Annotated in this window: 6 protein-coding genes and 1 pseudogene; 1 reads left to right on the forward strand and 6 read right to left on the reverse strand. The window is 43.1% G+C overall.

Translation table 11 applies throughout. The features are described 5' to 3' along the window. Positions 1–86 precede the first annotated feature (86 nt). Entirely contained in the window at positions 87–2,684 is a 2,598-nt protein-coding gene (locus tag POV27_RS13850) for a T9SS type A sorting domain-containing protein (RefSeq protein ID WP_272863381.1), read from the forward strand. A 70-nt stretch (positions 2,685–2,754) separates the two neighbouring features. On the opposite strand, the gene POV27_RS13855 is transcribed toward POV27_RS13850, so the two are convergent. The 6 genes and pseudogenes from POV27_RS13855 to POV27_RS20350 form a co-directional block, all read right to left on the reverse strand. Then, positions 2,755–3,465: a HesA/MoeB/ThiF family protein gene (locus tag POV27_RS13855; RefSeq protein ID WP_272863382.1), complete on the reverse strand. Its 711-nt coding sequence runs from the start codon at positions 3,463–3,465 to the stop codon at positions 2,755–2,757. Further along, the gene (locus tag POV27_RS13860; RefSeq protein WP_272863383.1) at positions 3,465–6,077 is read right to left on the reverse strand and encodes a DUF4132 domain-containing protein; all 2,613 of its coding nucleotides are present in this window, start codon (positions 6,075–6,077) and stop codon (positions 3,465–3,467) included. The genes POV27_RS13855 and POV27_RS13860 overlap by 1 nt, the downstream gene beginning before the upstream one ends. A gap of 6 nt (positions 6,078–6,083) precedes the next feature. Further along, a complete protein-coding gene (locus tag POV27_RS13865; protein ID WP_272863384.1) occupies positions 6,084–6,476 on the reverse strand; it encodes a hypothetical protein in 393 nt (130 codons plus the stop codon). Positions 6,477–6,670: 194 nt separating this feature from the next. Beyond that, positions 6,671–7,132 carry a hypothetical protein gene (locus POV27_RS13870; protein ID WP_272863385.1) on the reverse strand — a complete coding sequence of 154 codons (462 nt, stop codon included), beginning with the start codon at positions 7,130–7,132 and terminating at the stop codon, positions 6,671–6,673. Between the two features lie 1,107 nt (positions 7,133–8,239). Beyond that, entirely contained in the window at positions 8,240–9,730 is a 1,491-nt protein-coding gene (locus POV27_RS20345) for an RHS repeat domain-containing protein (RefSeq protein WP_419179951.1), read from the reverse strand. Between the two features lie 2,127 nt (positions 9,731–11,857). Next, a pseudogene (locus POV27_RS20350) lies at positions 11,858–12,406 on the reverse strand (DUF6443 domain-containing protein); the annotation flags it as partial. Positions 12,407–12,410: the final 4 nt, after the last annotated feature.

Consider the following 12,410-nt stretch of genomic DNA (forward strand, 5'->3'; position numbering starts at 1 on the left):
TCTTTTAGGTGTTTCGTTCGCTTTTTTACATGTCTTTTTGTCCTTGATTGGGTTCATTTGAAAAAAGAAATCAAAAATTATCAGCTATGAAAAAGAAATTATTATGCCTTGCATGGATCTTGGGCACGACCTTGGGGGTCGCCCAGAATCTTGAAGATCCTGCGGGCGCACACATTCCACAGGAAGTCCTAGCCATGGACGCCTATTATGAGCAATTATTACAGGAAAACGAGTACAAGCTCGAAAATTTGAAAGGAACGGGTTACATGCCCTATGTTAGAGGTCGGTATTTTTATGAAATGCGGAGGAATATGAATGGGGAATTGGATTTGGCCAAGCGTTGGGAAACCTTCAAAAAGATACGATCGGATCAAGGCAGAATGAATGGTGGCCCTTTGGCCAATTGGGAAAATATTGGCCCAACCGATATGGATGGGCATGGAGGAAGAATGATCTCGCACGCCTTCGATCCCAATGTGGCCGATGTCCTATGGGTAGGATCTGCTTCGGGAGGGCTTTGGCTTACCGAAGATGCTGGGCAAAGTTGGGAACCCATGACCAATGATATTCCCTCAACCGGAGTGGGAGCCGTGGCCGTACATCCTACCGATAGCGATATCCTTATCATTGGTACGGGTGAAGGTTTTGCGCCGCCCTTGGTAGTAATGAAAGGAGGGATTGGTGTTTTTCGTTCCTTGGATCGAGGCCTTACTTGGTTGCCCACCAGCTTGAGCTATGATCCTTCTTTGGCCGTTTCGGCCTTAAAACTTGCTTGGAACCCTAATGACCCCAATATTGTTTGGTTGGCCGCTACCAACGGATTGTTTAAAAGTGAGGATATGGGCGCCAATTGGACCCAAATATTCGGGGATGGCACCAATCATGGGAATTTCATATTCGATGATATCATCATTCAACAGGACAATCCCGACATCATGTTTGTGAGCCAAGAGAATGTAGGGATTTGGAAATCTACAGATGGAGGTGACAACTTTACGCTGCTTGGTGGAGGTCTTCCTGCTACCGACATCAACTTTATAAGTATCGATCAGTCGACAAACAATCCCAATGTGTTGTATGCAAGTATTACCAAGCTAAGCACGCTAGGACTGGAAGGTTTGTATCGATCTAACGATAATGGGGACACCTGGACCAGGCTTGACAACACTCCCGATGCCTTTTGTAATGCGCAAGGGATTTGCCAAGGATGGTACGACAATACGGTTGGGGTTTCGCCTGATGATCCGGACATTGTCATTTTCGGGGGAATCTCTTTTTGGCAAAGTGAAGATGGTGGAGTTACTTGGACTCAGAAGGACCGAACTGCTTGTGTGGGTTGTGGGGATACCCCAGCTTGTGCCACCTATGTGGATCATCACGATATTGGGTTCGATCCTCATGTGCCGAATCGGGTTTTTTCATTTAACGATGGAGGCGTTTCACGAAGTGCAGACAATGGAAATTGTTGGGACAATGCCAACGACGGATTGGTGACTGCCCAATTTTTAGGCATAGGATCGGGACGCACCAACACTAGTGTAGTGATTGGAGGATTGCAAGATCATGGGCTTCAAGGGATGAATTTGGATAACGGACAGCATTGGGAACGTTGGGGCTTTTTCGATGGAGTGAATGTTTCTGTAGATCCTACCAACGAACTACGTTTCTTCGGGACTTGGATCGACGGAACCTATTGGAGGGCTTTAAACGGCACCAATACCTTCGCAACACCCATTAATGTGGGAATCGATCTTACAGAAAATACAGGGGCACATTTCGCACCTTTGCGACAACACCCAACCGATCCCAGCATCCTTCTGGGATCTACCCAACAGGGATTATACCGTACGGATAATTTCGGGAACGGATGGAGCAAACGACAACAGGCCAACGTAATTACCGATGTGGCGTTTAGTCAGCATGATCCCGACCGCTGTTACGCCGCTTCTTGGAATGGAACGTCTTGGTTCTTTTTTAGAAGTGATGACACAGGGATGAATTGGGAATTTACCAACTCTTCGCCCGGTTGGCGCGTAACCGACATTAAAACGAGTGGATTGGACAAGGACGTAGTTTTTGCCAGCCGAAATAGTATTAATCCAGGAAATCCGCATATCTATAAGTCGGTTGATGGAGGCGACACTTGGATTTCCCTTCAGGGGGATTTACCCGATATGACTGTGAACGCCATTGCCGTGAATCATGGAAATGATGATATCATTTATGCCGCTACGGATTTGGGGGTTTTCATTACCGAAAATGGCGGACAGAATTGGTTTGAATTCAACGAAGGACTGGCCATTACGTTTGTGAATGATATTGAGTACAATCCCGTAGATCACAAAGTGCGAATCGGAACATTGGGTCGAGGGGTATGGATTTCGGACGCGTGGGGATTGCCATTGGGGGTTTCTGAAATTTCGAAGGATATTACTGGCATTACAGTATTCCCGAATCCCGCCGAAAGCTATATAGAAATGAACATTGCTAGCACCCAAGATATCACCAATGCTAGGATTGAAGTGTTGAATTATTTGGGACAGCGTGTTGCAACTTTATACGAAGGTGATTTGAACACGACGAGCGCATTTCAATTCAAGCTACCGCAATTAAGTAGCGGTCTGTATTTTGTACGGCTTGTTGCGAACAAAAGGGGGTATACCGAAAAATTAATGATTCGTTAGGGCCTTAACGGATCCTTCCCCTTCAGTAATTTGCTGAAGATATGAAAGCACCTCGCTTTGGGGTGCTTTTTTATTTTAGGGAGAATGTTCTGAAGGCATTCCTTAAAAGGTGAAACACCTGAAGTTTGCCCTGCAGCACTTCGGGCAATCCTAAAATAATTTTAAGTACTTCACTTACTTGCAGACTCGCGGTAATGGAAACCACACCGCTCACCACTCCGGAGTCGTTACAATGTTCTGCCATGAAGAGCTCTTCATAATCTGGAAAGGTGTTCTTAAATGATTTCCCATTGTTATGGTTGAAAACCGAAACACATCCTTCAAAACCTCTTACACCTCCATAAACCAGAGGGACTTTATGAGCACTACAATACGCGTCAATCACTAAACGACTCGATAGGTTATCCGTGCAATCTAGGACGATATCACTCTCCTTTAATAATCGATCCCGATTCTTGTTTGTGAGTCGTTCACAATGGTTGATGATATGAACGGTATCGTTTAATTCGAGCAGTTTTTGTTGAGCGACTTCCGATTTGTATTTACCAATGTCCTTTTGTGAAAACAAGGGTTGCCTTTGAAGGTTGGACAGTTCGATGGTATCATCATCTATGATCACGATTTTTCCAATTCCCAACTGCCCCAATTGAATTAAGACATTACCCCCAAGTCCTCCGGCCCCAACGACGGTAATGCGGGTATTTTGTATTTGCTTTTGCCCTTCATGTCCTATTTCTGGAAGGTTATGATGAACGTGGTATCTCTCTTCATCTAAGGACACTATCTGTTTATTTGAGTTAGTATGGTGGTATCTTCTATTTTGTTGTCCTCTGCCAATAAAAATGCCTTGCTTAAAATGAGGGACAAGCCGCGATCCCCTTCAAACGGCAAAAACACATTCGCAGTCTTTGTATCCTTGCCCCGCGCTGGGACAATGCATAGGTATTGATCGTTGGGCTCCATAAGGATATTGGTACTTCCTATGTGAATTTTATAAGTTCGTTTTGTGCCTTGTATTCTTAGGAATTTTCCATCAATACTGGCTACTTTGTTTATCTTTAATCGTGGTAATAGCCGTTCCAAAATTTCCCTTCGCGTTTTGGCCACTTCGGTCAATTCCCCAAAGGAATAGCTTGTCCAGTAGTCCCTGTATTGAGGCAATCCGCCATTATCCCGCCACTCGGGATCATTACCTACACTGCAAACCCCAACAAACAGGTCTACATTTCTCATGATTTCCGAAAACACAATTTTTGGGATATCGATTAAATCGGGCGCCTCACCATCGCTATTCACGAAACGAACTTGGTCTGTCGCCACATAATCCCAAATACCCATATCGTTCATGGCATCGTCTGCATTTATCTCATTGATCCAAAATTGGGCTTCCAAGTTGTGCGACTTAATCTGTATGGTCGCCATTTCGGCGTCAATGCCATTGTCGAACGCACCCATAAGCGAATATTTCCATCCTCTTAGGGCTGCCAGGGCATTGAATTGATGTTGTTTGAGAAGGTGGGCCGCCATACGATTGCTGTAGGAGCGGGTATTTACTTCTGCGTCGGTAAGAACATAAATTTCCCTGAAGGCTTGTTTCATGGGTTGCTTAAGCTCCAGTGCTTCCAGCCGATTTCTCCAAGCCAATACCTCATCAATCGATGAATTAATCGGGTGCCATAATCGAACGTTCTGGGAATTCACTTCTTTTAAAGTTTCTCCAGAGGCGTTTTTCCATTCACCATTCTCATACAATGCGGATGTTGTTTTATCCTTATCTCCAAACTCCCAGATTAGTCGCTTGGAAATAAAACCAACCAATCCATGATCCAGATAATGTTTGCTGAAATCTTCGTAGGACCAAGTACGATCGTCCAGATACAAGCGATCGATTCTGTCCCTTTGTGCGGTAAGGTATTTTTTAATTTGGGCTACATCGGCTTTGGCTTTCTTCAACAACTGTGTGTGCTTGGTGGTTGTTTTTACGAAAGAGGGTGTCGTTTTTTGGTTTTTCCCATCCGGTTTTTCCCAAATCAAATTTACTTTTCCCAGTTCTACGATTTCCAGTGTTAAGGTATAGTCGTTGAACGTATATGTCTTTATGCCATCCTTAAGTCCGAAGTCGGGAATGGAAATTTCTTCTATTTCTGAAGCGCTTATTCCCAATTTCTTGGAAGCTTCGTCCAGATATTTTTCGATCAACTTCCGTGTATTGTTTTGCTTCACCTTCAGTTTTAATCTGGAAAGATGACTAATGCCTTCAAGGCCTTTTGTATGACCTAGCACATAGATGCAGGCGTTACCTACTCCAGCCGCAGCGGGACCTACGCCTGGTATTTTCCTATAGGATCTTTCGGCCAATTGGGCGATAAGACTTAGGGTTTTGGAATCATGAAATTTATTGAGGCTCCAGATCAACCCCTTTAAAAATGTAGTGTTTTTTTCGTGTAGGAGTTCATACGTAGAGTGTCTATACACATGTCCATTATATGTATGCTCATGTACCGTTTCCACTTCTTTTAGCGCACAAACAAATGCTATCCAAGGATATATACGCTCCTTGTATTTTTTAATGCCGATTTTATCTATGGCACTTCCAGTAGCCTTCAGGAATTTAAGGGAAGGTTTGGCAGCGGAAGCCTTTACAAATAGGTGAAACAATTCGTACCAAAGATCTTTCTCATCATCTTTCAATGCTTCAATCTCTGGATTAATAAGCTGACTTAGTCGGTCCTCGGGAAGTTTATAAGGGGCTGTTCGCCCTTCGGTATTTTCGCTCTCAAAGACTAGTTTCTCCAGTTTCACGCGGACTTTCTCCAAGTCTGAACCCCAATAGCTTTTCTTCTGACTCAATTGCGGCCATTTCAGAAATTGTACGATGAATTCTTTGAGTTCATCGGATAATCCTTCCCTTTTTATGGTCTTTTCGATTTGTTGCACCGAGAAGCCCACAGGCCAATCTACAAAGTCCCTTATTCGCGAGTCGTCCGAAGATTTATAGGCATTGAAAAGTTCTTTTATTTCAGCCACAGGGAATTCCAGATTACTTCTAAGGATGGCACTAAGAATTTCTGAATAGGCATTGTAATTGTACCAATGGGTATCGTTGGAGGACCAACCTTTTTTGGAGTTATGAACTTTTTTGAATTGATTGATCCTTGGAATCATATAGAAAACAAGTTTTCTTTTTTCCGCGTTATCCCAAGCTTTAAGATTCTGATAGGATTCGATCTTCCCCAATTGTACGCCATACCACCAAGAACTGTTATGCTGTTTCGAAACTTCTTTGATAATGGTATTTAGAATAGCGTCGAACTTGGGATTTGAAGGAGAACTAGCCGGAACAGGTTTACGCGATCCGCCGAATAAGTTGAGTAGATTGTCTTTTATTCCCATTACAAATTAGCCTCCTACCAAGGGTGTTAACTTAACAAAACTTACGGGGGTTTCTTTTCCAATGATCAACTCCTGATCCAGGCTTTCCACTTGCTCGTCGTTTACCAAAATGATGTAACCATTTTTTTGGAACGCGTCATAGGCAACGAAGATCTGCTTTTCCAGATCGATGGTTTTTTTCTTGTTTTTTAGGCGGAATCCATTGAGTGTCTTTTCTGCTTCCGAAGGTTGAATCAACCCTTTGAAGTACTCGGGCATTCGGGAGTTGTATGCTTTCACTTCGGATGCTACGCGAGCAGCGATAAGATCGCGAACGGTCATCATTTCACTTTCTACGGCAATGGCAATTTCGTTGAGGATATCGCCCGTAAGGGACTCATCTTTTATGGTAATGGTCATGCGTTTTTATTTTACCTTAAACTTATCGCTTTTCTACTGCAATTGAAAATTTTATATCCTTGGAATAATGAAAAAACCACGACCCTCGGTTGGGGGTCGTGGCAGTTATATAAAGATAGTGTTTTTGTTTAAATCCACCTGATCCTGTTCGCTCTTGTGTAAGCACAGGTCTGTAAGCGGGCGATAGCGTGGGGCTATTGGCCGTTAAGGGCTTTTAGGGCTCGATTATAATAATTTTCTACTGTCAACGAATCCTTATCTATGTAGACTTTGAAGGTTTCGCCTCCCTTCTTAAATACTTTTATATAAGAGGCATAAGTAATGCTCATGGCCTTATTATGTAACTTGATACTGTCAATTTCATTGAGTAAGGCATGTTCCTTAAAATTGTCCGGCTCATGGCCTCCTAAAAAATAGGCAGCCATTCTTTTATCAGATAAAAAATTCCCCCCTTTCTTTAAGGTTAATTGGCTATCAAACCAAATTAGCTCTTCACCTTTTTCAAGTAAATCCAGATCCTTTAGATAGGATAAATCTGATTCATCCAAATTGCTTTGGTTGTCAAAGTTACAGCTTGATAATGACAAGCAGGCCAAAACGAATATTTTTATAACAAGTTTCATATCTATTTCTGTATTTTTTATTCCTAGATGCATTGACTCTCATTTTGCCATCCCCTCCTGCTGGCACCCGAACACTTTGACAAGCTAAGCGCAAGTCCATTAATCCCAAAAAAGAGCTCTTATCTTCGGAGCAACATATAAAAAAGAAATAATTGTTACAGTTGTATAAGATATGCCTAGAACATAACTAAGTACTTTCTTTTTATCCTTGTTTTGTTCAAAAAATTCAATAAGATTACTTTTTTTATAAGTATAAAACTAACTATAAGTGGAATTATCATGCTTATCATTACTGTAATTGTAATGCTGGATTCACTTATATACTTCTTCAAAGAATCAAAATAGCTTAGCAGTATTAAGGAACATATTGTAACAATATTTAGAAACAATTCTGAGGCAAAGATTAACCTGCTACTAAAAATAGTATCCTCATCACTTCCCCTAAATATTTTGTTGAAGAAGAACTTATACATAAAGATTAGATTGATTATATACATTAGTTCCTTTTTACTTTATTGTGAACGAGTACTCGATGTGCAAAAAAGTTGTTTTTGTTAGCAACTTCAGATAAATTATAAGTTTTCTTAGCTTCTTTGTTCTCTAACAACTTAATTTTAAACTTTCCTTTGTAAAACAAAAAACCACGACCCTCGGTTGGGGGTCGTGGTGGTTATATAAAGATAGTGATTTTGTTTAAATCCACTTATCCGCGCTAACTCATGAGTCAGCATGGCGTTTGTTCTAAACTATCTTATTGCCATTGTTTTTTTTATTTGATTTGGGAAGGAATAGGAAAGTGAAAAACAAAAAAAGTTGTAATAAAATAATCAAATACAAATCTAAATTGGCACCATGAAAAAAGAGCTCGACGACAAAATACGAACAAAGAAAAGCTATGTTCGACAACAGTAGTATAACAACTGTTATTAAAAGTTTTGATATCTTAATTTTACTTTCAATTTTATTACGGTTCATATAAGCATATATCGTTGCTATTGTCAAAAAACTGTAAAAAAATGAAGAAATAATAAAAACAGGTTTTATTTGATAAAAATCAAAACTTACGATTATCAATAAATATGCTAATCCAAGAAAAATAAAACTAGTTATAAAGCGCCTATGGAAATTCATAATTTAAATTTAATAATTAAAGTACAGCTCATTGTAATGTTTATATTCTATTTTTGGAAAATACCCTTCCTCTCTTAGGGAATCAACATTTTCATCATGAAGCTCCATTTTTTTCATAATATCTAGACGGCCTTTGGCGTATCCTACAATTGCACCAACTACAATACTCCAAGGAGTAAGGCTCTTGTTCCCGTTTAAGTAAAGGGTTTTAGTAGCTTTAGCTGGAGCTCCAAGACCAAGAGCCCCTTTCATAGCCTCAACTAAGGGTTTAGAGGATTTTTCATATGGTGCTCCTCTATGGGAATAAGCCTTTAACAATTTATATTTATACTCTATATCATCCGTTAGGTCTAAGTCTTTTAATTCTTCTAACGCCTCCTTTACGCGTTTTTCGTATTCCTCCTGACTTTCAATTACAATCCAATTATCTATAAATAGCATATAACTCACATTGTTAACAACTATAATCTCTCCATTTTTGAAAAGAGTGGGATTTGGACAATCATCGCAGTCTTTACCTGCATTGAGACCGGAAGCATTAATCCCTGTATTAGAAGCATCATCTTTCGAATTATTATTATTGGAACTATTATTTGCGGAATTATTTTCCTCTTCTTCTCCTTCTTCCTCCTTTTTCTTTTTCTCGGCGTCTATAGGATTAATTGTATTTGCTGCCGTTGCTCCACGCCCTGAATGCTGCATGGCAGCATTTGCCAAACCGGCATTGGCACCAGAGGGGTCTGCCCAATAGATCGGATTGTTATCAAACGCATTGTAAGGCGAATAATCGAAATGGATTACGGGATCAATACTGGTCCATCTTCCTATTGTAGGATCGTATTGTCGCACTTCCATTTCATAAAGGTTGAGGCTCAAGTCCTCATTGAGCTCTATCCCATTGTATTTCCATCGTTGAGCCAAACTGTTACCTCCGGAAATGGTGGTATTATATCCTTTCTGTTTCAAGCCAAACGGATAGTAATGGGATTCCTCAATGATTTCGGAGTTTGAAACAGAACCGTTTAGGTCACCATCAGCATAGGATAACCGAACATTCCCCAAATGGTCTTTGTACTGGAACACGTATTGGTAACCGCTCTGGGTAGTCTGACCACCCTTGGAACCCTTTACGCTCTCGGAGGTTCCCGATACGGGCTTCGTGTACCCTTCTGGATGGCTGAAAAACTGTAGTTCATCGTCCAGATAGATATAGCCATTGGCGTACTTGGTGGTATGCGAAGTTCCGTTCTCGGTCAAAGTCTTCTTCAATTTGGTACCCACGGCATCGTACACATACGTAATCGTTCCCGTTTGGCTGCCGTTCGCATTGACTGTTTCCGGCAGGTTGAAGTGATTGTAGTCTATGTTTGTGATATCCTTGTTCAGGTCCGTGATCAGGTTCCCGTTATCGTCATAGATATAGTCATTCCCCATATTGGTCCCGTCCTTAAACCCTTCTGTGATCAGGGCCGGGGTCTGACTATTGTCGTCCACTTTCATGAGCTGGTTGCCATTGTAGGTATAGGTCAAAGCATCCCAGACACCGGTCACCGTGCCATCATTATTGGCGCCAGAGCGGTTCAACTGTAAAATGTTCCCGTTCAGATCGTAATCCAGTCCCGACAGGCCATATGTGTCCGTGGTTAAGAGCAGACTCCCCTTGCGGCTGTAGGCATTCGTCAGGCGATTGAGTGCATCGTAGGTGTACCCATAGGTGCGCTTCTGACTATCGCTGTTCTTGGTGCGCCATATCGTTTGGGAAATGTTCCCGTTAAAGAGTGGTTCCACCCCAACGGCTCCTACATTACCCTCTATGGCCTCGTTGTAGTTGATACGGAAACTAAACAGATCCAGTTGCTGGTAGGGCGCATCCACATCATTGATGCCCAATAACCAACCCCGTACGTTATAGCTGTAATCCACTTCCTGTAACACCTTGTCTATGGTATGCCCGAAGAGGGTAAAGTCCTCGACTTCGGCATTGGTGTTATAAAGCCCCACCTTCCCGACGAGGTCTACGGTGCTGGTAAGGCTGTACGTATAGAAGGGTGAGGCTCCGTTCCTACGGAACTCGATTATGCTGTCTACGCGCTCCACAGAGAAGCTATCCCCGGCATTGAAGGTTTCGTACACCCCCACAACGGCATTGTTAACGATCACCTTTACATCGCGGTTGCCGTCCCCATTGCTATCCTGAGGGTTGAGTTCCAGGCCGTAGTTGTAGGCATCCCAACCGTTGGCACCCAACACCAAGGTGTTGCGAAGGCCAAAACGAAAGGCCTTGTCGGTTTGTGACACGGTAAGGCTCACTCCACCATCAGCAGTAATCTTCCCCTTGGTCTTGGCACCGGAGGTCCAGTCGCCCCCGCCATCGTTGCGCGTAATGGTGCCATCGAAGGTGACATCGGCCTTTTCTATACCTGTGTACCCATCGATGAAAGTCTCACCACCCACATCCTTTTTGTGCAACTGGCCTAGGTCATCGTAGTAGTTTTTGGCAATGAGCTGAACGGGCTCGGAGTCGATCTGTTGCTCATGGGTGATCAACCTTCCGGCATGGTCATAGACAAAATAGTCCAGTGTAAGGACACTGTTGGAAGAGATTCCTGCCACTTCATGGTGGGTTCGTGCTTCTATGGGCTTGCCCGTAAAGTCCAAGAGGCTCTCTATCTTATCCTTAGTGGATAGGTAGTCGTTCTCGGTGTTCACATAGACAGGCCTTGCCTTATCGTCATAACCAGTTACTGTGGTGATCCAGAACTGGCTGGGCGTTGGCTGGTCCAAACCATCCAACACGCGAACCTTGCTCACCGTAGGCAATCCCTGTGCGGCAGAGGTAATACTCGTTCCATAAATGTTCTGCACAGGTGGCGCCCCAAGGGAGCCCGTATCCACATAAGTATCGTAATAATTCACGGTGTGCACCTCGATATCGTTTTGTGGAAAAGCTTGGTTACTATAGTACAAAGGCGTACCATTGATGGTAGTTGTTCCCGTTTGTCGGTTCTCGAACAGGGGCGAAGTTGCAAGCGCATTTTTGGCACTGGATTCGGTCCAACCTTTTAGAATACCCGTATAGGCCACACGGCTCAAGATATCGTATTTGGTAAAGAGCCATTCGTTGCTTTTCAACTGCTCGGCATCCTGCGTAAGCACGGGACGGTCCAGTTTGTCATAGAGGATGGTCTCCTTTCCTTTTCCAGGGATCTTCTTTTCGAAGATACGCCCACGATAGTCGTATTTGTATTGGTAGCCCAAATCATCTAGGATGTCACCAGAGTTGGTAGCAAGGGCACCGCCCACAATGATCTGGTCCGATGCTTCTGGCGATAGTACATAGGTAAGGTTTCCATCGTCATCGTAGACATAATAGGTATCCAAGGTCTCACTACCATTAAAGGTACGCTTCAACACTGTTTGCCCTCGTTTGTTAGTGAAATCCTGTACGGTATGGTCGTTCCCACTAGTGGCTGTCCAGTTCTCGTCCTTGGTTACGTTTCTATAGAGTTCATTGGTCGGGTAATACCCTTCATAAGCCAAAGAAGGATCTGTGTAATCCGTACCTTGATTTCCGAAGGTAACCGTAAAATGGTATACCTCATTGGCACTGTTGGTCTCATACCCAAACTTGATAGTATGGTCGCTATAATCGGCATGCCAATCATAGCCCGGTGCGCCCTGTTCCAATACCCTGCTCAAGGGCGAGGCTTCCAACAGCTGTTCGCTGTAGGGGTTGTCATAATCGGGCTGTGCCCCGCCACCCTGATAGAAGTCCTCGGGGAACTTGGCCTTGTAAAAGACCTGTAGGTCGTTGGGAATGCTGGCCCCTGTTGGGGTATGGAATTCCCCTGCCTCGTTGCCACTGGTCAATGTCACGGGTAATGGAAGATAATCGATCGGTTTACGTCCAATACCGTCATAGAGCACTGGTATTACAAGGTTTTCCCTGTTGCCCCCCGCACGCTGTGCGACGGTTTGTACAACGCGGCCCAATCCGTCATAATAGGTGACAGTCTCCAACATGTCGTCCAGTGGTATGTTTCCGTTCAGTATTTCTGTCCACGTGTATTCCTTCTGGTAGGCTGTGGAGGTTGTATAGTTTTCGGTTTCGGTCTGTCCTTTCACCAAGAAAGGAAAAGCCAATATCGCGATGATAATAAATGCTACTTTTTTCATGTTT

This window comes from Aureisphaera galaxeae, assembly GCF_028561275.1.
GTDB lineage: Bacteria > Bacteroidota > Bacteroidia > Flavobacteriales > Flavobacteriaceae > Aureisphaera > Aureisphaera galaxeae.

Excerpts from the sequence above, each read along its gene's own strand:
- POV27_RS13870 (WP_272863385.1), bottom strand. The coding sequence starts at position 7,132 with ATGCATCTAGGAATAAAAAATACAGAAATAGATATGAAACTTGTTATA.
- POV27_RS20345 (WP_419179951.1), bottom strand. The coding sequence starts at position 9,730 with ATGAAAGTGGACGACAATAGTCAGACCCCGGCCCTGATCACAGAAGGG.
- POV27_RS13860 (WP_272863383.1), bottom strand. The coding sequence starts at position 6,077 with ATGGGAATAAAAGACAATCTACTCAACTTATTCGGCGGATCGCGTAAA.
- POV27_RS13865 (WP_272863384.1), bottom strand. The coding sequence starts at position 6,476 with ATGACCATTACCATAAAAGATGAGTCCCTTACGGGCGATATCCTCAAC.
- POV27_RS13850 (WP_272863381.1), top strand. The coding sequence starts at position 87 with ATGAAAAAGAAATTATTATGCCTTGCATGGATCTTGGGCACGACCTTG.